This window comes from Saccharibacillus sp. CPCC 101409 (genome assembly GCF_030518235.1).
Taxonomy (GTDB): domain Bacteria; phylum Bacillota; class Bacilli; order Paenibacillales; family Paenibacillaceae; genus Saccharibacillus.
Window position 1 is genome coordinate 112,647 of sequence record NZ_JAULSA010000005.1, and the last position, 20,966, is coordinate 133,612.

The 20,966-nt window shown below is 58.1% G+C and carries 19 protein-coding genes; 1 reads left to right on the forward strand and 18 read right to left on the reverse strand.

Translation table 11 applies throughout. The features are described 5' to 3' along the window. Positions 1 to 36: 36 nt before the first annotated feature. The 14 genes from QWJ34_RS13090 to QWJ34_RS13155 form a co-directional block, all read right to left on the reverse strand. Positions 37 to 858 (reverse strand): FliH/SctL family protein, encoded by an 822-nt coding sequence (locus tag QWJ34_RS13090; RefSeq protein ID WP_302728389.1) that lies wholly within the window; start codon positions 856 to 858, stop codon positions 37 to 39. Next, positions 851 to 1,867, reverse strand: a complete 1,017-nt coding sequence (gene fliG, locus QWJ34_RS13095; RefSeq protein ID WP_302728391.1) for a flagellar motor switch protein FliG — start codon at positions 1,865 to 1,867, stop codon at positions 851 to 853. The genes QWJ34_RS13090 and fliG overlap by 8 nt, the downstream gene beginning before the upstream one ends. Positions 1,868 to 1,879: 12 nt before the next feature. Next, positions 1,880 to 3,463, reverse strand: a complete 1,584-nt coding sequence (fliF, locus tag QWJ34_RS13100) for a flagellar basal-body MS-ring/collar protein FliF (RefSeq protein WP_302728393.1) — start codon at positions 3,461 to 3,463, stop codon at positions 1,880 to 1,882. 57 nt (positions 3,464 to 3,520) lie between these two features. Beyond that, positions 3,521 to 3,832, reverse strand: coding sequence for a flagellar hook-basal body complex protein FliE (gene fliE / locus QWJ34_RS13105; protein ID WP_302728395.1), 312 nt, complete (start codon positions 3,830 to 3,832; stop codon positions 3,521 to 3,523). 76 nt (positions 3,833 to 3,908) lie between these two features. Then, on the reverse strand, positions 3,909 to 4,361 hold the full coding sequence (flgC, locus tag QWJ34_RS13110; protein ID WP_302728397.1) for a flagellar basal body rod protein FlgC: 453 nt from the start codon (positions 4,359 to 4,361) through the stop codon (positions 3,909 to 3,911). A 2-nt stretch (positions 4,362 to 4,363) separates the two neighbouring features. Next, positions 4,364 to 4,771, reverse strand: coding sequence for a flagellar basal body rod protein FlgB (gene flgB, locus QWJ34_RS13115; RefSeq protein ID WP_302728399.1), 408 nt, complete (start codon positions 4,769 to 4,771; stop codon positions 4,364 to 4,366). A 367-nt stretch (positions 4,772 to 5,138) separates the two neighbouring features. Further along, positions 5,139 to 6,545: an ATP-dependent protease ATPase subunit HslU gene (gene hslU / locus QWJ34_RS13120; RefSeq protein ID WP_302728401.1), complete on the reverse strand. Its 1,407-nt coding sequence runs from the start codon at positions 6,543 to 6,545 to the stop codon at positions 5,139 to 5,141. 25 nt (positions 6,546 to 6,570) lie between these two features. Next, positions 6,571 to 7,110 carry an ATP-dependent protease subunit HslV gene (gene hslV / locus QWJ34_RS13125; protein WP_302728402.1) on the reverse strand — a complete coding sequence of 180 codons (540 nt, stop codon included), beginning with the start codon at positions 7,108 to 7,110 and terminating at the stop codon, positions 6,571 to 6,573. A 27-nt stretch (positions 7,111 to 7,137) separates the two neighbouring features. Continuing rightward, the gene (gene trmFO, locus QWJ34_RS13130; protein WP_302728804.1) at positions 7,138 to 8,475 is read right to left on the reverse strand and encodes an FADH(2)-oxidizing methylenetetrahydrofolate--tRNA-(uracil(54)-C(5))-methyltransferase TrmFO; all 1,338 of its coding nucleotides are present in this window, start codon (positions 8,473 to 8,475) and stop codon (positions 7,138 to 7,140) included. 12 nt (positions 8,476 to 8,487) lie between these two features. Further along, positions 8,488 to 10,587 carry a type I DNA topoisomerase gene (topA, locus tag QWJ34_RS13135; protein WP_302728404.1) on the reverse strand — a complete coding sequence of 700 codons (2,100 nt, stop codon included), beginning with the start codon at positions 10,585 to 10,587 and terminating at the stop codon, positions 8,488 to 8,490. Positions 10,588 to 10,677: 90 nt separating this feature from the next. Then, positions 10,678 to 11,805, reverse strand: coding sequence for a DNA-processing protein DprA (dprA, locus tag QWJ34_RS13140; protein WP_302728406.1), 1,128 nt, complete (start codon positions 11,803 to 11,805; stop codon positions 10,678 to 10,680). Positions 11,806 to 11,991: 186 nt separating this feature from the next. Then, on the reverse strand, positions 11,992 to 12,921 hold the full coding sequence (sucD, locus tag QWJ34_RS13145) for a succinate--CoA ligase subunit alpha (protein ID WP_302728408.1): 930 nt from the start codon (positions 12,919 to 12,921) through the stop codon (positions 11,992 to 11,994). An 84-nt stretch (positions 12,922 to 13,005) separates the two neighbouring features. Continuing rightward, positions 13,006 to 14,163, reverse strand: a complete 1,158-nt coding sequence (sucC, locus tag QWJ34_RS13150; protein ID WP_302728410.1) for an ADP-forming succinate--CoA ligase subunit beta — start codon at positions 14,161 to 14,163, stop codon at positions 13,006 to 13,008. 273 nt (positions 14,164 to 14,436) lie between these two features. Then, positions 14,437 to 14,901, reverse strand: a complete 465-nt coding sequence (locus QWJ34_RS13155; RefSeq protein ID WP_302728412.1) for a MarR family winged helix-turn-helix transcriptional regulator — start codon at positions 14,899 to 14,901, stop codon at positions 14,437 to 14,439. Positions 14,902 to 15,182: 281 nt separating this feature from the next. Between QWJ34_RS13155 and QWJ34_RS13160 the strand changes: the two genes are divergently transcribed. Further along, positions 15,183 to 16,760, forward strand: coding sequence for a YifB family Mg chelatase-like AAA ATPase (locus QWJ34_RS13160; protein WP_302728413.1), 1,578 nt, complete (start codon positions 15,183 to 15,185; stop codon positions 16,758 to 16,760). A 323-nt stretch (positions 16,761 to 17,083) separates the two neighbouring features. On the opposite strand, the gene QWJ34_RS13165 is transcribed toward QWJ34_RS13160, so the two are convergent. The 4 genes from QWJ34_RS13165 to QWJ34_RS13180 form a co-directional block, all read right to left on the reverse strand. Then, positions 17,084 to 17,581, reverse strand: coding sequence for a YraN family protein (locus tag QWJ34_RS13165; RefSeq protein WP_368046600.1), 498 nt, complete (start codon positions 17,579 to 17,581; stop codon positions 17,084 to 17,086). Beyond that, positions 17,578 to 17,877 (reverse strand): EscU/YscU/HrcU family type III secretion system export apparatus switch protein, encoded by a 300-nt coding sequence (locus QWJ34_RS13170; RefSeq protein WP_302728415.1) that lies wholly within the window; start codon positions 17,875 to 17,877, stop codon positions 17,578 to 17,580. Before QWJ34_RS13170 ends, QWJ34_RS13165 begins: the two co-directional genes overlap by 4 nt. After that, positions 17,874 to 20,096 (reverse strand): hypothetical protein, encoded by a 2,223-nt coding sequence (locus QWJ34_RS13175; RefSeq protein WP_302728417.1) that lies wholly within the window; start codon positions 20,094 to 20,096, stop codon positions 17,874 to 17,876. Before QWJ34_RS13175 ends, QWJ34_RS13170 begins: the two co-directional genes overlap by 4 nt. Positions 20,097 to 20,206: 110 nt before the next feature. Beyond that, on the reverse strand, positions 20,207 to 20,884 hold the full coding sequence (locus QWJ34_RS13180) for a ribonuclease HII (RefSeq protein WP_302728419.1): 678 nt from the start codon (positions 20,882 to 20,884) through the stop codon (positions 20,207 to 20,209). Positions 20,885 to 20,966: the final 82 nt, after the last annotated feature.

Sequence of the window (20,966 nt, forward strand, 5' to 3'; positions counted from 1 at the left end):
GAATCCTGGAGGACTAGGAGCTGCGTGCGGTGTGTATCAACTGCCCGGCATATCGTCGTGCAGCGCCAGTCGAAGCAGCTCGCGTTTGATCTCGGCCAGCTGGGTATCGATTCTTGCGTCCACGCTTCCGAAGTTGGAACGGATTACGCAGCCGCGGTCTTTGACGGTCGCATCGGGCAGGATTTGAAGTTCGGCCTGGGAGTCGATTGACATGGCAAGCTCTTCGCGCGCCGAGTTGACCAGAGCGTACTGGGAAGGGGCTATGCAGAGCGCGATCGTTCCCTGCTCGCGTTTTCTCGCCAGCGTTTTGCGAATCAGTTCAAGCGCCAGCGCTTCGTCTTCGGCCAGCTTGCGGTCGACGATCTTCTCGGCGATGGCCAAGCTGAGGTCGACCAGAAACGGCTCGGCTTCCTGGATAATGTCTTCTTTCGACCGGGTCGCTTCTTGAATCAAAGTTCCCGCTTCTTCGGCGGTCTGCTCGATCTTCACAGCAAGCTCGGCTTCGGCTTGAATCCGACCTTCTTCGTACCCTTCGCGAAATCCCTGAGATTTGACCGCTTCAACCAGATTCTCGTCTTGTTCTCGCCGTTCCTGCCACCACAGTTCGATCTGCTGCTGAGCTTCCTCCAGCATGCGTTCCGCCTGATCGGCCGCTTCGCGGATTTGCAGGTCGGCGAACTCTGCGGCATCTTTAATCATTTCGTCTTTAAGCTGCACGGTCTGCTGATCGACCGAAGGGACCCGGAATTCTTCTTCGGATTCCGCTTCCCCTCTCTGCGCCGCGTAATGGCGGTGAAGGTTCAGCTTTACGAATTCTTCTTTCGGTACGTACTGCGAAGATTTAATGAGATTAGACAATGATATCGTCTCCTCCGCCGCGGGCGATTATGATTTCACCCGCTTCTTCCAGCTTGCGGATGATCGTTACGATGCGGGTTTGCGCTTCTTCTACGTCGCGCAGCCGCACGGGACCCATAAACTCCATTTCTTCGCGGAACGTTTCGGCCATCCGTTTCGACATATTCTTGAATACGACTTCGCGCACTTCCTCGCTGGCCACTTTGAGCGCCAACTGCAGGTCCGCGTTCTCCAGATCGCGGATAATACGCTGAATGGAACGATCGTCGATATTGACGATATCTTCGAACACAAACATTCTTTTCTTGATTTCTTCCGCCAGTTCCGGGTCCTGAATTTCCAGCGAATCCAGGATGGTGCGTTCCGTACCGCGGTCGACCCCGTTCAGGATCGACACGATCGATTCGATGCCGCCCGCCGTCGCAAAATCCTGGGTGACGGTCGAAGAGAGTTTCTGTTCCAGCACCCGTTCGACCTGGGCGATGACCTCCGGCGAAGTGCTGTCCATCATGGCAATTCTGCGCGCCACCTCGGCCTGCTTGTCCTGCGGAAGAGAGGAAAGAATAGTCGAAGCCTGTTCGAACTGGAGATAAGAAAGAACCAGAGCGATCGTCTGCGGATTCTCGTTCTGGATAAAGTTAAGGATTTGACCCGGGTCGGCTTTGCGCGCAAAGTCGAACGGCCGGACTTGAAGGGTTGCCGTCAGGCGGTTGATCACTTCAAGCGCTTTTTGTTCGCCGAGCGCTTTCTGCAAAATCTCTTTGGCGTAATTGATCCCGCCCTGCGAAATATATTCCTGCGCCAGGCAAATTTGATGAAATTCGGCCAGCACGGTATCTTTTTCGGAGCTGTCCACTTTGCGTACGTTTGCGATTTCCAGCGTCAGCTGCTCGATTTCTTCATCTCTTAGATGTTTGAAGATCTGTGCCGATACTTCCGGTCCGAGCGAGATCAGCAGGATTGCGGCTTTTTGTCTTCCGCTTAAAGATTGCGCGCTTGCTTTGGCCACACTTGTTCACTCCTATTCATCGGCTAGCCATGTGCGCAGCAAGTTGACGAATTCATCCGGTTTCTTCTTGGCCAGCGATTCGAGCTGTTTCCGCATCTGACTTTCTCCACTAACGGTATCCAGATTGATCGACGGCATTTCCGCCGCAATCGGCAGCGCCATTTCTTCAAGCAGTTCGTCTTCTCTCGCATTTCTTCTCCGGCGCAGGATAACGAATACCAGAGCCGCCACGATCAGGACCGCCGCTGCGATAATGCCCCAGAGCAGCGTTCTCGATATTCCGGTATCCGCCGCTGCTGTCGCTGCCGCAGGCGTCGAAGAGATGATCGACACTTTTGCCAGAAGCTGCGTTTGGTTGTATGTCGTACCGGAATCGGCAAGGGAAGCCCCGATAATATTAGCCAGAATGGTTTTAATATTGCCTTCAACATTTTCATCGACGGTAGTAGCTCCGTCAGCCGGTTCAATCGCAACGTTAATGGTTAAATCCTTCACGATATATGGGCTTTGCACGATTTGTTTCGTAATCTGGTTAACTTGATAGTTGACGATCTTGTTGGAACTTTCGGAGCTGGTTTGTCCCGAGGTCGTATCTCCGGGATACGTCGGCACGGATTCGGTACCCGTTCCGGCTACCCCGCTGCTTGGATCGGCCGCTCCCGTATAACTCTCCTGAACGTCCTGAACGCTGATCTCGATCCCCTTCATATTATCCGCATCGACCGGCGTATACGTATTTTCCGTCGCGTTCACCTGATCGAAGTTCAGCTTCGAAGCAACCAGAACGTTGACTTTGTCGGCCCCTACGATACTCCCCAGAAACATCTTGACACTCTTCTCGATCCCGCTCTCGTAATTGCGCTGAATCGCCAGGTTGTCCTGAATCGCGCTTCCTACTCCGCCTCCCGCTCCGGAATTGGAAGCGTAAAGCGTATTGTTGTCGCTTGTAATCGAAATGTTCTCTATAGGCAGGTTGGGAACCGAAGTCTTAATGAGGTTGAAATACCCGTCGATCACGTCCTGGCTCGGGCGGAATCCCGGCTTGAACGTCATCACGACCGAGGCGGAAGCCTGGTCCTGGTCTTCCGAAGCGGCGAACAAACTTTCTTTTGGCAGATTCACCAGGACCTTCGCGGATTTGACTCCGTTCATCAACTGCAGCAGCGAAGCGATCTCGCCGTTGAGCGCGCTGTTGTATTTGACGTTGAATTCGCTGTCGGTCATGCCGAGCGGCGAACTGGTCGTGCCGAACATCTTGTTGAAGCCGATCGAGCCGTTCTGGATGATGCCCTGCGAAGCGACGTCTACGCGAACGCGGGAAGCATTCGTGCTCGGCACGGAGAGACTCGTTCCGTCTTCGCTTAATTTATAAGGAATACCGGCCGAATCGAGGTACGTCATCGCCGCCGCCGCATCTTCGCTGTTCAAATCCTGGAAAGCGACTTCGTATTCCGTCTTGGAGAACTGCATGGTCAGAATAACGACCGTCAGCAGTGTAATGACGACGGTCGAGATCAGAAGGCCTTTCTGAGTTTTACTCAGCCGATTCCAGTACCCCAAGATCGAATCCTTTATTCGGGTCAGTCTTTCGTTCACATTTTCACCCCGTTACGCAGCAGTATGCTTGGTCCGCTTTATGCAGCGGCCTGTTCCTTACAGTTGGGTACGCATGATTTCTTGGTAAGCTTCGATCACTTTGTTCCGCACCTGGGAAGTGAGCTGCAGACCGAGCAGCGCTTGTTCGGAAGTGATCATGACCTGATCGACGTCGGCCTGGCCGACCATGAATTTTTTGCCGGTTGCGTCTGCCGTTTTTTCCATGTCGCCGACCTGCTTCAGCGCATCCTGCAAATAAGCGCCGAAGTTCTCCATCGTTTCCTGCGGAGTCGCGGAAGCTTTGTCCTGCATGCCGGATACGGTACGGTTGGCTACCTGCACGGGATTGAACATATGGTTTTGAATCATTCGAGATCTTCCTTTCTGGTCCGGTCCGCTTCAAGCGGCCGAGATTGAAGTAATGGGAACCTGTTTCGGCCGAAGATTACTTGCCGATCTGCAGAGCTTTCGAAATCATGGATTTTGTTGCGTTCAAAGCCGTTACGTTCGCTTCGTACGAACGCGTTGCCGAAATCATATCGACCATTTCCTTCGCGATATCCACATTCGGCATCTGCACGTAACCGTTGGCGTCCGCATCCGGGTGAGTCGGATTGTATACCTGTTTGAACGGCTCCTGGTCTTCTTGAATCCCGGTTACTTTCACGCCGCTCGCGGCGTTTTTGCCGTTCATGGCTTTGTTCAGCGTTTGAGCGAAAGGCGATTGGTTGTTCTCCGACAGTACGGTCACTTTCCGGCGGTAAGGTTCCGCTTTACCATCGACGATGGAAGCGCGGGTCGTATCCGCGTTGGCGATATTGGAGGAGATGACGTCCATCCGCAAGCGCTGGGCGGTCAGGGCCGAAGCGTTGACATCAAAGCCGCTGCTGATTCTCATATTTATACGTTGCCTCCCATCGCTGCTCTCATCATTTTGATCTGGTGGTTGACTTCTTCGATGTAAGTGTTATAGCGCAGTTGGTTCTCGGCAAGAGAAGTCATTTCGCTGTCGATATCCACATTGTTCTTATTGTTGTTCATCGCCGTGCTGTCGTCGCTTGTCACTTTCGCGACAGGAACGGAATTGGAAGATCCAATCGCAATATGCCGGGGATTGGTAATTCGCCCCTTAATCGAACTTACACCGTTCATCTCGGATTGAAGCAGGCTTTCAAAGGAGACTTCGGAACGTTTGAAGTACGGCGTGTCGGCATTGGCAATGTTGTTGGAAATCACTTGCTGTCTCGTATTCGCGGCACCGATTGCGCTTCGCAGTTGTGTAAAGCCCGTATCGTTCAAAATGTTCATGATTACACTCTCCTTTGAGTTAAGCCTTGTGCGCAATATGAATTATACACAATTCAATTCAGCTAAACCATCTTTTTTCCCGAGGCGCCCTCACTTTTTTTTCGGCTGTTTGCATTCGTCCAACCACCCTGCGGAGAGCTGCCGTTCCACATATTATCTATACTAAGTTTCTTCGAGATAGGCCTATAAAACAATGAGAAAAAAGCCCTATCTTTACCTAGTAGGAAGACAGGGCTTTTTCTTATTTTCCCACTCGCCGCCCGGGGGCCGGAAAAAGAGCGGAAATGTATGGGTTTTCAGGCTTTTTTCGACGTATGGATGCAAACTTTCGGTCTTGATTTCGATCGCCCCGATCGGAAGATCGGCCTTACAAAATGTACTGGCTGAGGTCTCGGTCTTTGGCGATATCAGACAGTTTTTCGCGCACGTATTCGGGCGTAATCGTCATCTGCTCCAGATTGAGCTCGGGCGCTTCGAACGACAGGTCCTCCAGCAGCTTTTCCAAAATGGTATGCAGACGCCGCGCGCCGATATTCTCCGTATTCTGGTTGACCGAGGCCGCGATGCTCGCAATCTCGTGGATCGCTTCTTCCGAAAAACCGATCTCGATATTTTCGGTTCGCAGCAAATCGACATACTGCTTGGTCAGCGCATTCTGAGGTTCCGTCAAAATCGCGATAAAGTCTTCCAGCGTCAAACTTTCAAGCTCGACCCGGATCGGGAAACGGCCCTGCAGCTCGGGAATGAGATCCGAAGGCTTCGAAACGTGGAAAGCGCCTGCGGCGATAAACAGCACGTAGTCGGTCTTGACCGGACCGTATTTGGTCATGATGGTCGAGCCTTCGACGATCGGAAGGATATCCCGCTGCACGCCTTCGCGCGAAACGTCCGGTCCGTGCCCGCGGCCGCTTCCGGCCACTTTGTCGATCTCGTCGATAAAAATAATGCCCGATTGTTCGGCGCGGCGTACCGCTTCCTGGTTCACATCGTCCATATCGATCAGCTTGGAGGCTTCTTCCTGGGTCAGCGCTTTGCGCGCTTCGCGAATCGGCAGCTTGCGGCGCTTGGTGCGCTTCGGCAGGAAGTTGCCGAGCATCTCCTGGATATTCATGCCCATCTGGTCGTTGCCCTGCCCGGCCAGCATATCGAACATATTCGGCATCGCGTCTTCGACGTCGATCTCGATTACGTCTTCTTCCAGCTTGCCCGACAGCAGATCGAACCGGATTTTGCGGCGCCGTTCGCTGAGGCTGCCTTCCTCGTAGCGGGTTTTCTCCGGTTCGGGTTCGGGCGGCTTGTTCTGACCGCCGAACAGCATTTCGAACGGATTGCGCTGCGAAGAAGAAGATTTGGCGGCCGGCACCAGAATTTCGACGATCCGCTCGTTCGCCATCTCTTCGGCGCGGTCTTTCACTTTCTCGGTTCGTTCCGCTTTGACCATGCGGATCGACGTTTCGACCAGATCGCGCACCATCGCTTCCACGTCGCGCCCGACATAGCCGACTTCGGTGAACTTGGTCGCTTCGACTTTGATAAAAGGCGCGCCGACCAGCTTGGCGAGGCGGCGGGCGATTTCCGTTTTGCCGACGCCGGTCGGTCCGATCATCAAAATATTCTTCGGCACGACTTCGTCGCGCGCTTCTTCGGGAAGCAAACTGCGGCGATAACGGTTGCGCAGGGCGACCGCGACAGAGCGCTTGGCCCGTTTTTGTCCGACGATATACTTGTCCAGTTCCGCCACGATCTCCCGCGGTGTCAGGGCTTCGTTTTTCATGGCTGTACCCTCCACTTTATAGACATTAAAGTTCTTCGACGATAATGTTGTCGTTCGTGTATACGCAGATCTCGGCCGCGACTTTCAGCGATTCCAATGCGATATCTTTGGCTTCCAGCGACGCATGGCGCTTCAGCGCGCGCGCCGCGGACAAAGCGAAGTTGCCGCCGGAACCGATCGCGATAATATCGTCGTCGGGCTCGATGATTTCTCCGTTGCCGGAAATCAGCAGCATGCCTTCTTTGTCCATCACGATCATCAGCGCTTCGAGCTTGCGCAGCATCTGGTCCGTCCGCCATTCTTTGACGAGCTCGACCGCCGCGCGCTGCAGGTTGCCCTGATGCTCTTCAAGCTTCGCTTCGAACTTCTCGAACAGCGTAATCGCGTCGCCGACCGAACCGGCGAAGCCCGCAAGCACCTGTCCGCGGTACAATCTGCGTACTTTCTTGGCGTGCTGTTTCATGATAACGTTCTGTCCCATAGTGACCTGTCCGTCGCCGGCGATGGCGGCTTTGCCGTCTTTGCGCACGGCGCAAATAGTCGTCGCGTGAAACGAGATTTCCATCGTGATCCTCCTCTTCGTGCAGTCCGGTCAGCCGTGTACGGCGTTCAATGCCCGCTCCCCTGTAAAGGAAGCCAGCCGGTCGAGCGCCCGCATGGCCAGAGCTTCGTTCTTTTCTTTTTTGTTGCGGATCTTCTGTTCGAGCTTCGGCAGCAGGCCGAAATTCGCGTTCATCGGCTGGAAGTGATCCGGATCGGCGGTCGTGATATAACGCGCCATGCCGCCGAGCGTCGTCTCTTCCGGGAATACGACCTGTTCTTTGCCGAGCGCCAGATGCGCCGCGTTGATACCGGCGATCAGCCCCGAAGCGGCCGATTCCACATAGCCTTCGACGCCCGTCATCTGGCCGGCGAAGAACAGATTCGGCCGGTTCTTGCACTGGTACGTCGGCTCGAGCAGCTTGGGCGAGTTGATAAACGTATTGCGGTGCATGACGCCGTAGCGCACGATATCGACGTTTTCCAGGCCGGGAATCAGCTGGAACACCCGTTTTTGCTCGCCCCACTTCAGGTGCGTCTGGAAACCGACCAGGTTGTACAGCGTGCCCGCCGCGTTGTCCTGCCGCAGCTGAACGACCGCGAACGGCAGCTTGCCGGTACGCGGATCGGGCAGCCCGACCGGCTTCATCGGCCCGAACAGCGCCGTCTGGCGGCCGCGGCGCATCATGATTTCGATCGGCATGCAGCCTTCGAAATAAATTTCTTTCTCGAATTCTTTGAGCTCGGCCGTCTCGGCCGAAATCAGTGCTTCGTAGAACGTATCGAATTCTTCTTCGGTCATCGGACAGTTCAGGTAAGCCGCTTCGCCTTTGTCGTAACGCGAAGCGAGATACACTTTGTCCATATCGATCGAGTCTTTCTCGATAATCGGAGCGGCGGCGTCGTAAAAGTAGAAATACTCCTCGCCCATAAACGCTTTGATCTGCGACGACAGCGACGGGGAAGTCAGCGGTCCCGTGGCGATCACGACGATGCCGTCTTCCGGAATCTCCGTCACTTCTTCTTCGCGCACATCCACAAGCGGATGTTCCTTGAGCGCCTGCGTAATGCCGCCCGAGAACAGATCGCGGTCGACGGCCAGCGCGCCGCCGGCCGGAACCGCGCTGGCGTCGGCTTTGCCGATCACCAGCGAATCCAGCCGCCGCATTTCTTCTTTCAGCACGCCGACCGCTCCCGTAAACCCGTTCGCGCGCAGCGAATTGCTGCAAACCAGCTCCGCAAAATAAGAAGTGTGATGAGCCGGCGTTTTGACTTTCGGCCGCATCTCGTAGAGCGTAACCGGGACGCCGCGGCTGGCGATCTGCCAGGCCGCTTCGCTTCCGGCCAATCCCGCTCCGATTACCGTTACTCGTTGATTGCTCACTTCAATGATCCCCCCGTGTTAAGCTTCCGCCGTGTCTTCGCTGTCTTCGAGCATTTCCGTGTGGTCGCACGATGTACACTGAAGCTTCGTCCCCTGCTTGCTGCGTTTTTCGACCATCAGCGAGCTGCACACCGGGCACGGCTTCGGCGACGGGCGGTCCCACGACACGAAGTCGCACTCCGGATACTTATCGCAGCCGTAGAAGACGCGCCCCTTTTTGCTGCGGCGTTCGACCACATGCCCTTCTTTGCATTTCGGGCAGGTCACGCCGATATTTTTGACGATCGGACGGGTATTGCGGCAGTCCGGGAAGCCGGAACAGGCCAGGAACTTGCCGAACCGTCCCATTTTGTACACCATCGGCTTGCCGCATTTGTCGCAAACCTCGTCCGAAACCTCGTCCTGGATTTCGATTTCTTTCATTTCTTCTTCGGCGACTTCGAGTCTTTTCTCGAAGCTGCCGTAGAATTCCTGGAGCACCCGCACCCACTGTTCTTCGCCTTCTTCCACATGGTCGAGGCTTTCTTCCATGTGGGCGGTAAACTCGGCGTCGAGGATCTCGGGGAAAAATTGCTCCATCTGCTCGTTGATCAGCTCGCCGAGCTCCGTCGGCATAAATTTCTTTTCTTCGATCGCCACATAGCCGCGTTTCTGGATCGTTTCCAGCGTCGGCGCATACGTACTCGGGCGTCCGATGCCGAGCTCTTCCAGCGTTTTGACGAGCCGGGCTTCCGTATAGCGCGGAGGCGGCTGCGTAAAGTGCTGCTTCGGCTCGATTTCTTTGCGTTCGAGCTGATCGCCTTTGGCAAGCGCCGGCAGGAACTTGTCTTCTTCCACGCTGCCGTCGTCGTTACCTTCCACATACACTTTCATAAAGCCCTGAAAACGCACTTTCGAGCCGACTGCGCGGAATGTCGCGCTGCCGGCCGCAATATCCACCGACAGCGTATCGAGAACGGCGGAAGACATCTGGCTGGCGACGAAGCGCTCCCAGACCAGCTTGTACAAACGGAACTGATCGCGGCTCATAAAACTTTTTACCGAATCGGGATCGCGTTCCATCGAAGTCGGACGAACCGCTTCGTGCGCATCCTGCGCGCCGGCCGATTTTTTGGAATACTGGCGCGGCGTTTCGGGCGCGAAATCTTCGCCGTAGCGTTCCACGATAAAAGCTTTCGCTTCTTCCTGGGCGCTGGCGGCGATCCGGGTGGAGTCGGTACGCATGTAGGTGATCAGGCCGACCGTGCCTTCTTTGCCGAGGTCGATCCCTTCGTAAAGCTGCTGAGCGACCGACATCGTTTTGGCCGCGCGGAAGTTCAGTTTGCGGGCGGCCTCCTGCTGCAGTGAGCTTGTCGTAAACGGAGGGGACGGATGGCGCTGGCGTTCTCTTTCCTTCACTTCGCCTACGACAAAATCCTTTCCTGCGAAAGCGTTCAGCACTTCCTGGACTTCCTGTTCGCTGCGGAGCTCTTTCTTGCCGCCGTCCAATTGATGGAACTTGGCTTCGAATTCGTTGCCTTTGACGGCCAGACGGGCCGTAATGCTCCAGTACTCTTCCGGCACGAATTCGGAAATCTCGTTCTCCCGGTCGATAATCAGCTTGACCGCCACCGATTGTACGCGTCCGGCGGACAGTCCTTTTTTGACTTTTTTCCACAGCAGCGGACTGATCTTGTAGCCGACCAGACGGTCGAGAATGCGCCGCGCCTGCTGGGCGTTCACCAGATCCATGTTGATCGGTCTCGGCGTCTTGAACGCGTCTTTGACCGCCTGCTTGGTGATTTCGTTGAATACGACCCGGCAGTCCTGCACGTTGTCGATTTCGAGCGCGTGCGCCAGATGCCAGGCGATGGCTTCCCCTTCGCGATCGGGGTCGGCCGCGAGATAGACTTTTTTGACTTTTTTGCTTGCGTCTTTCAGTTCTTTCAGGATGGAGCCTTTGCCGCGGATCGTAATGTACTTGGGATTGAATTCGTTTTCCACTTCGACTCCGATTTGGCTCTTCGGCAGATCCCGAATATGCCCCATGGACGCTTTGACGATAAATTTACTGCCCAGATATTTGCCGATCGTCTTCGCCTTTGCAGGCGATTCCACGATGACGAGCGAATCCGCCATAGGTTCGTCCCCCTTTCGTATTTTGCGCGCTGGCGCGGTTTTCCGGGCCGTGCAGCCCTGGACCGCGCCGGTTTGTCGGTGATTGCGATATCAAGGGATGGGATCTCCTATCCATGTATAAGCGGCGCCGGAGAGCGATTTGACCCGACTTTTTATGATTAAAGATAGCAGAACGGAATGTAAAAGTCCAAACTCCCAGGATGTCTGCCGCTGCAGTTCATCGATGCTTGCATCCCCCTGCTCCAATATAACGTATATCGTCCGCTCCTCTTTTGTCAATTTTTCAGGTTCGTCTTTTTTTGCTCCGCTTCTCGGCGCCGGTTCGAACAAATGGCCGTATTCCTCCAAAATATCTTCCGCGCTTCCGCAGGGTTTCGCCCCGTTTTTGAGCAGGCCGAACGTTCCCGCGCTCTTGGGCGACGTGACCGGTCCGGGTACGGCGAATACGTCGCGTCCGGCTTCCAGCGCGGAATCGGCCGTAATCAGCGAGCCGCTGCGCTGCGCCGCTTCCACGACCACGACGCCGCGCGCAAGACCCGCGATAATCCGGTTGCGCAGCGGGAACAGCCCCGGAGACGGCGGAGTGCCCGGCGGAAACTCCGATATCACAAGCCCCGATTGCGCAATCTCCCGGTGCAGCGGACGATGTTCCGGAGGATACGCGACATCGACGCCTGTTCCGAGCACAGCGATCGTGCTCCCGTGTCTGCGCAGCGCTTCGCGGTGGCAGATTCCGTCGATGCCCCTCGCCATTCCGCTGACCACGCAGACCCCGCTTTCGGCCAGGTCGCCGGCGATCCGTTCGCAGACCGTTTTGCCGTAAACGGTGGGCGAACGCGTGCCGACGATCGCGATGCCGAAACTTGCCAGCAGCTCCCGGCGGCCCGACGCATACAAAATCCAGGGAGGCCGCGCGGTTTCCTTCATTAAAGTAGGGTATTCGTCGTCGAAAAAAGAAACCGGCGCGATTCCGCGGCCCAGCAGTTCCTCGCTGCGTTCCCGCATCGTCCTCAGCTTCGCGTTTGCCGCCGCGGCCGCCGGGCCGCTTTTCGCTCCGAGCCGTATCCAGTCCTGCCGTTCAAGCTCAAACAGCTCTCCGTACGGCACGCCGTTTCCCGCCGCGATCTGCATCATCTCGTAGATACTTTTCCAGCCGATGCCTTTGGTTTCGTGCAAAGCCAGCAGCCACAGCGACGCCATTATGTTTTCGTTGGTCATTTCTCTGCCTCCGTCTTCCCGTTTCGAGTGGATTCCATTGAAAATAAACGCAAAAAGCAGCCCTTCTTCCCGCATGGGGAAAGAAAGGCTGCCTGCCTTGTGTCTGAATTTATTCGATTGCATTCCTGCCGTTACCGGCGGACTGCCCGCGCTCTTCCGTCATTGTGACAAAAAAGCGCCGGACAATCAACCCGCCGTGAACGTATCCAGAACGCCGCGCTCTTCCAGAACGGAAACGAGCGTCGCGCCCATTTCGGCCGGAGTCGGAGCGACCTTGATGCCGCACTCTTCGAGCTTGGCGATCTTCTCGGCCGCCGTGCCTTTGCCGCCGGAAATGATCGCGCCGGCATGGCCCATGCGTTTTCCCGGAGGCGCGGTGGCGCCGCCGATAAAGCCGACGACGGGCTTGGTCATGTTGGCTTTGATCCACTCGGCCGCTTCTTCTTCCGCGGTGCCGCCGATCTCGCCGATCATGACAACCGCCTGCGTGTCTTCGTCTTCGTTAAACAGCTTCAGGATATCGATAAACTCCGAACCCTTGACCGGGTCGCCGCCGATGCCGACAGCCGTCGACTGGCCGATGCCGCGCGTCGTCAGCTGATGCACGGCTTCGTACGTCAGCGTTCCGCTGCGGGATACGACGCCCACTTTACCCGCTTTGTGGATATAGCCCGGCATAATGCCGATCTTGCACGCTTCCGGCGTAATGACGCCCGGGCAGTTCGGCCCGATCAGCACCGTTTTCTTGCCTTCGAGATAGCGCTTGACCTTAACCATGTCGATAACCGGAATGCCTTCCGTGATACAGATGACCAATTCCAGCTCGGCGTCGATCGCTTCCATAATCGAGTCCGCGGCGAATGCCGGCGGCACGTAGATCACGCTGGCCGTCGCTCCTGTCGCTTTTACGGCGTCGTCTACCGTATTGAATACCGGAAGTTTGACGCTTTTGCCGCCTTCAAGCTGGATTTCGATATCGGTGCCGCCTTTGCCCGGCGTTACGCCGCCGACCATCTGCGTACCGTATTCGAGCGCGCCTTTCGTATGAAAAAGGCCGGTCTCGCCCGTAATCCCCTGCGTAATGACTTTCGTATTTTTATCTACCAGAATACTCATGCCCGATCCACATCCTCCGTATAAAGTCGGTTTGCGAAATTTCCGCCTCGGTGATTCAGACGATTCCTGCTGCGTGTCTGTCGCTTAAACGAGTTCGACGATTTTCTGGGCGCCGTCGGCCATCGAGTCCGCGGACACGATGTTCAGTCCGGATTCGCCCAGGATCTTTTTGCCGAGATCGACATTCGTCCCTTCAAGACGCACTACGAGAGGCTTGTCCAGCTTGACCTGCTTCGCCGCTTCGACCACGCCGTCCGCGATGACGTCGCACTTCATGATGCCGCCGAAAATATTGATAAAGATCCCTTTCACTTCCGGATCGGACAGGATGATCTTGAACGCTTCGGTGACTTTTTCTTTCGTTGCACCGCCCCCTACGTCCAGGAAGTTGGCGGGTTCGCCGCCGTAGTATTTGATAATATCCATCGTCGCCATCGCCAGGCCCGCCCCGTTGACCATGCAGCCGATATTGCCGTCGAGGGCGATATAGCTGAGGTCGAATTTGGAAGCGGCGATTTCTTTCGCGTCTTCCTCGTCGAGGTCGCGCAGCGCCAGCACGTCTTTATGCCGGAACAGCGAGTTGGAGTCGAAATTCAGTTTGGCGTCGAGCGCCATGACTTCGCCGTCTCCGGTAACGACCAGCGGGTTGATCTCGGCGATCGAACAATCTTTGTCCACGAACGCGCTGTAAAGCGCCAGCATAAACTTGGCCGCTTTGTTCACGAGTTCTTTCGGAATATTGATCGCGTACGCCAGACGGCGCGCCTGGAACGTCTGCAAACCGACAGCCGGATCGACCACTTCGCGGAAAATCTTTTCCGGCGTGGCCGCCGCGACTTCCTCGATCTCCGTGCCGCCTTCTTCCGAAGCCATCAGCACGATGCGGCCCGTTCCCCGGTCCACAACGACGCCGACGTAGTATTCTTTCTTGATGTCGCAGCCTTCTTCGATCAGCAGCCGCTTGATTTCTTTGCCTTCCGGGCCCGTCTGATGGGTTACGAGCACCTTGCCGATCAACTCCTCGGCATAGGTCCGCACTTCGTCGAGACTCTTGGCCACTTTGACTCCTCCGGCTTTGCCGCGTCCGCCCGCGTGGATCTGCGCCTTTACGACGACGACCGGACTTCCGAGCTCGCGGGCTGCATTCACGGCTTCTTCGACCGTAAACGCCACCTTGCCGCGCGGCACGGATACTCCGTACTGCTGCAAAACTTCTTTGCCCTGATATTCGTGGATATTCATGTGTGAATCCTCCTATCAAATTGGCTCGCACCAGGCGGGTTGCCAGGCAGTAAAGGTAAACCTCAATCATTATAGCACGACTTGTTAACAATTTTAAAACGCTTTCTTAAAATTCGAGACATTCTGTTTTTTTCGACATTTTCTTCGCTGTTTATTACCCTGCGCTAATCGTTCTCGACACAAAGCGCCCCGCCGATTTCCGGACAACGCAAAAAAACCGAAGAATCGAGATTCTCCGGCCTTTCGGCGCAGGGCGCTTTACCCGCTGCTTTTTTACTTGGAAGACGACGAATTCGCCTGATGCGCTCTCGCCAGCAAATTCTGGAATTTGCCGAGCAGCTCTACGAATTCCGGCACGTCCATGCTGAGATCGCGAGCCATGCATTCGGGAATGCTCGCCGCTTTGACTTGCAGTTCCCGTCCTTTTGCCGTCAGAGAAATAAACACTTTGCGTTCGTCCTCGGTGGAGCGGTTTCGCTCGACCAGTCCGGCGCTTTCCAGACGCTTGAGCAGCGGAGTCAGCGTGCCGGAATCGAGAAACAGTTCTTCGCCCAGTTCCTTGACCGTACGCTCGTCCTGTTCCCACAATACGATCAGCACCAGATACTGCGAATAGGTAACGCCCAGTTCTTCCAGATAAGGCTGATACATCTTCGTGATCTCGCGCGAGCTGGCATAGATCGAGAAGCACAGCATATTGTCAAGTTGAAGCTGGGGATATTCATTGACTTTACTCATTCTGCGCACCCCTCCTATTCGTTTAGCGGAATTTTCCAACCTTCACTTAGACATATAATCGCATTAAATTTGATTGTTGTAAATATGTTGAGCGCAATTTTCTTGAAAAATGTTCTTTATGCCGCCCGACGGCTTGACTTGCGGATAAACAGGTTTACAATAAAAAGGTCACAACCCTGCAAGCTTTAAAAAAATGATTTTTTTCGAAAAACGAGGAAGCACCCTTTTTCGATGTCCGCGGCGTATCGAGCTGCGTCATCATGCGAAAAAGAGGTGTTTTTATGTATGGAAAAAGCTACAGCGCCTGCTTGTACGGCGTAGACGGCGTAATCGTGGAAGTCGAGGCGGATATTACGAACGGACTGCCCCAGACATCGATTATCGGACTGCCGGACTCCGCGATCCGCGAAGCGACCGACCGGGTAAGATCGGCGCTCAAAAACTGCGGATTCCGCTTTCCGAACCGGCGCGTCACGATCAATCTGGCTCCGGCCGATCTGCGCAAAGAAGGCTCTTCGCTGGATCTGGCGATCGCGCTGGGCATCCTGATTACCAGCGGCCAGCTCTCGCTGCCCGGCGACGAAAAGCTGATCGCGATCGGAGAGCTGTCGCTGGACGGCGCGCTGCGCCCCGTTCCCGGCGTGCTGGCGATGGCGGACTGCGCCAGGCGGCAGGGCTTCGGCACAATCCTCGTTCCGCCGCAGAACGCCGACGAAGCGCGGCTGGTGGACGGGCTGGAAGTCTACGCGCTGCCGCATCTGCGCATGCTGGTCGGAGAAAGCGACCGGGCGGCGCTTGCGGCGGGCACCGAGAAATGCTACGTCTTCGACGCCGAAGGACTGCGCGAAAAAGAAGAGCGCGCTTATCCCGCGAGCGTCGGCGCGCACTTGCCCTGCGGCGATTATATCGACGTGCTCGGCCAGGAGCACGCCAAGCGGGCGCTGACGATCGCCGCGGCCGGCATGCACAATATCCTGCTGTCCGGACCGCCCGGCACCGGCAAAACGATGCTGATTAAACGTCTGCCGGATATTATGACGCAGCTGAGCGAAAGCGAAGCGCTGGAAGCAACCAAAATCCTCAGCGCGTCGGGCCGGCTGCAGGCGCCGCGAGAAGGGCTGATCCGCCGCCGTCCGTTCCGGTCGCCGCATCATACGATCTCGCCGTCGGGACTGGCCGGAGGCGGTTCGATTCCGCGTCCCGGCGAGGTCAGCCTGGCGCACCGGGGCGTGCTGTTTCTCGACGAGCTGCCCGAATTCTCGCGCATGGCGCTGGAAGTACTGCGCCAGCCGCTCGAAGACCGAACGGTCACAATCAGCCGCGCCCGCGCTTCTTTTACGTTTCCCGCGCATTTTATGCTGGCCTGCTCCATGAATCCCTGTCCGTGCGGCGGGGCCCGGCGGCCCGGCGAAGACTTCGGCTGCGTCTGCTCGACCCACGCGATCGCCCGCTACCGCAGCCGTATCTCCGGGCCGCTGCTGGACCGGATCGATATGCAGGTGGACGTGCCGCAGCCTCCGGCGGGCGAAATCTCGCAGCCCGGCACTTCTTCCGCGGTCATGCGCGAACGCGTACTGGCGGCCGCGCAGAGGCAGCGGGCGCGATTCCGCTCCCTGGATATCCAATGCAACAGCGAGCTGAGCGGAGCGACGCTGCGCCGATACGCCGCGCCGGTCCGCGAAGCACTGGTGCTGCTCGACAGCGCGATCGGAGCGCTCGGCCTCAGCATGCGCTCCAGGGACCGCATCCTGAAGCTTTCCCTGACGATCGCCGATCTGGAAGATTCGCCGGCGATCCGCACGGAGCACATCGCGGAAGCTTTGCAGTACCGGCAGATGGATCGGCAGACGCCGGAGTGAGAGCGTAGCTGCGGGAAATTTGCGGCTAGCGAAAAATAAAAAACAGCGGGAAGCCCGAATCGGAGCTTTCCGCTGTTTGGTTTGGTACGGTTTAAAGCCGAACGAACCCTGACACAGACTTTCGGAGAAAGTCACAAGCTGTAGAGAAAGTCCGATCCGCAAATCAGATCAAGGACTGCGGGAGAAATTCGTTAGCGTATGCTTCCGAGGTGCCTTTCTCAGAAAGTCTTTAGATCGCGTGTTGAAAGCGAGAAAAAAGATTGAATTTAAGTAGAATTTGCTCGATTGAATCTCATTTATTTTATGCGGCCGCCCGGGAAACGTCAAAACGCTTCTTCGATATGCTCCAGCGAGCGGATCTCAAGCTCCCTGCCGAGCATAACCGCGATCACGTCGAAGCGGATGCGGCGGTCCAGCAGGCCGAAGCGCTGCAAATAGATTTCCGCGGTACGCCGGACTTTGCGCACTTTGCGGGCGTCGACCGATTCGGCCGGCAGACCGAAGCCGGTTCCGCTGCGGCTGCGCACTTCGACGAACAATATCGTTTCTGCGCGGCGGGCGATCAGGTCCAATTCGCCGGCGCGGCAGCTCCAGTTGCGCTCCGTTACGGTCCAGCCCTGGCGCTGCAAATACAGGGCCGCCGCTTCTTCGGCGGCCCGGCCTTTGTCTTTGCGGGTATGCGCGTTATGTACGGAAGCGGGACTCCGCTTCGGGCGCGGCGGGTCCTCGTTTCCCGCGCTGCGATCCGGACGAGGCGCGCGACCCGCGCTTTCGCCGCGCTCGTCCGTGAAAAGCTTCTCCCATCCTTCCGGCGGCTTCATCTGCCCAGCCTTCTTCCCGCTTCGCGGTCGCTTTTATAAATAAAAGACAGCAGCTCGGCGACCAGGCCGTACAGTTCTCCCGGAATCTGCTGGTCGAGATCCAGCTTGGACAGCACTTCGACCAGAGCGGCGTCTTCCTGGATCGGCACGCCGGCTTCCTGGGCGCGCGCAAGGATCGCGTCGGCGATACTGCCGCTGCCCTTTGCGACGACGGTCGGCGCGGCCATTTGTTCCGGGCTGTATTTGAGCGCGACCGCGCGTTTGCGCGCGGCTTCTTCGGGCTTTTGTTCTTTCATATCTTCACATCCACTCCCCGATAGACCGAAGGCGTATAAGAGCCCGCCGCCGAAGTCTCGGCCGCTTCGCTCGGCCGCTGGGGAAGAACGTCCGTGCGCAGCGCCATCAGCTGATAACCGGCGTTGTTAAGCGCCGATGCGATCTCATTCTGGCTGCTTTCGAGCAGCGGACGCACCCATTCTTCGTCGTTGCGGAAATTCAGGCTGACATTGCGGTCCACTACCTGCACGTCGACCACGGTCCGCCCCAGCGATTTCATGTCCAGGTCGAACCACAACCGGCAGTTGGACGCGTCCAGCTCGCCTTTCGGACCGCGCCGGGACTCGATCTGGACGGAAGCGGTCTGGCTGCCGTCCTGACCGACAAACGGCAGAAACATCGTCACCTGGGCGAACGGCGCCGTGCGGTCCGTATTCAGCAGAAGCTGCTGGCCGGTCATCTGCTGCACGGCCTGCTGGGCCGCTTCTTTGACCGCCGAAGGCAGGCTGTCGGAAGAAGACAGCTGGAGCAGCAGCGACTTGAGGCTTTCGCGAATCTCGGCCGGCGTATGGGCGGCCGGCGCCTGGCCCGCGGCGCCGGACCGGGCATCGGCGGCCGCAGCGGCATCCGGTCCGTCGCCGGAGCCGGAAAGAGCGCGCAGCGCCTGCTCGGCGGCGGCGCGGACGGTCGGAGAGATCCCGTCGGGCACGGCTGCGCCCGATGCCGCGGCGGATGGCTGCGCGGCAGGCAGCTGGGCGCCGGCGGTCTGGCCGGCGCCGGCTTGGGCCGCGGGCTGCGCGGCCGCACCCTGGGGCGCCGACTGCAGCAGCGTCGTGCGCGCGGTCTGCTGCTCGTGCTCCGCGCCGAGCATCTTGAGCAGCCGGCCGACCCACGGGCCGGCTGTGTCCGCCGCGGCGGACTGCGGCGAAGCCTGGGCGGCGGACGCCGGGGCTTCGTCCGCCGTGCCTCCGGCGGACGCTGCGCGCAGCTCGCCGAGCAGCGACTGCACTTTGCGCAGCAGCGCGGCGTCTGCGGCGCGGGGAGCGGCTTCGCCCGCCTGAGCGGCGGCGGGCGGCGTTCCCGCGGCGGCCTGCGGAGCCGCCGCTGTTCCCGGCGGCGAGCCTGCGCCGCCGGCCGCGGGAGCTGCGCCCGCGGCCCGGGCCGTACCGGCTGCCTGCGCGGCGGCATCCGGTACGGCAGCACCTCCGGCGCCTGCGGCAGCGCCGGAAGCCGCCGCCCCGGCGGCGGTGCGGGCCGGCGGGAACGGCCCGCTGTCCACGGCGTCCGCGGCGGCGGAAGCCGCGGACAAACCCGCAGGCGTTCCCGAAACCGGAACGCCTCCCGCCCCGTTGTTGGCGGAGCCTGCATTCGCTCCGCCCGCATTCACAGCGCCGCCGGGCGCTCCGGCTCCCGCGGCACTGCCGGCGGCGTTACCGGCCGCCCCCGCTCCGCCCGCATTGACAGCGGCACCGCCAGCCGCGCTGCCGCCAGTACCCGCCGTCCCCGCGCCGTTCGCCGGCGTATTCGCGCCTGAGGCCGTTCCCGCCGCGGTTCCGCTGCCCGCGGTCCCCGCCGGCATTCCGGCGTTCCCGCCCATTCCGGTCCCGCGGCCCGGCACGACGTCTCCTTCTTCGCCGCCCAGATTCGCCAGCGCGGCCGATACCTGCTGCTCCAGATTCTGCAGCAGATCGGATACCGGCGGGCCGAATACGGCCTGCTGAAGTCCGGCTACGCTCTGGGGCGTGACCGGCAGGCCGCGCTGCTGGAGAATGCCGATCGATTTCACCCATTCCTGCGCATTGACGGCGGCCGGTTTCTGGGCCAGCAGATTGCGCACTTCCGCCGCCTGCTCGCGGGTAAGCGGGATTTCCGCCTGCTGCATCATGCGCACCAGCTCCCGGGTCTGCTTGTTATCGGGCAGGCCGAGCTGCTTGAGCGTGTCGCCGATCGACTGGGCTCCGCCTTCGGCTCCCGGCGGAGCCGCTACCGGCTTCATGACCATCGTTCCGTCTTCGGCGGCGGGCTGAACCTGCATAAACGTCGTTTGTCCCGCCTGCAGCGGCGCTTCCAGCTTGGCGTTTACTTTAACGCCCTGGACCTGGATTACGCCTTCTTTGCCGTCGTCGGACACCGACAGCACAACGCCGCGGACGACCTGGCCTTCGCGCAGTTCCAGCGACTTGACCTCGCCGGGTCTGGCCTCGCCCATCATCCCTTTCAGCAGCGAACCGATGTTCATCTCGCTCACCTCTTCTCTTTTTTGAACATTCCACTCTTGTCGACGGACTTCTTCACATTCGTTATATCGGAAAAAACACGGACTGCGATAAGAGCTTTATCCCCCCGAAGTTACCGCAGTTTCTCGTGCTGCTCTTTCATCTTGACGAGAAAACTATGCCGGTGCAGCGGACTGATGCCCAGCTCCAGAATACGGTCGCGGTGCACCGCCGTGCCGTAGCCTTTGTGTACGGCGATTCCGTAACCGGGATAATCCTGTTCCCATTCGCCCGCGCACAGCCGGTCCCGCGTGACTTTGGCGATAATCGACGCCGCTCCGATGCTCTGACTGAGCGAGTCGCCTTTGATTACGGCGCGCTGCGGCAGATCGACGTCGATCCGCTCCGCGTCCACCAGCAGTCCGTCCGGCTGCTCGCCCAGCGCTTCGACCGCCATTTTCATCGCCAGTCTCGACGCCTGCTTGATATTGATCCGGTCGATCGTCACGGGATCGACGCGGCCTACGCCGACCGCTACGGCTTCGCGCATAATCACGTCGAACAGCTCTTCGCGCTTTTTCTCGGACAGCTTTTTGGAGTCGTCCACGCCTTCGATCTTGAGTCCGGTCGGCAGGATGACCGCCGCCGCGACCACATCTCCGAACATGCAGCCCCGGCCGACTTCGTCGACGCCCGCGATCCGGTCGAAGCCTTCCGCCCACCATTCTTTTTCCAGCGCCGTCCGGTCGATTTCGACTTTGATTTTTTTCGGCTTCGCTGCTTTTTCCTCGCCGCTTTTTTTAACCGCCATACGTTTACCCGCTCCTTTTTTCTTCCCATTTTAACCGATTCGGCTTCCCCGCACATCTTTCCTGCCGGACGTTTTACGAATT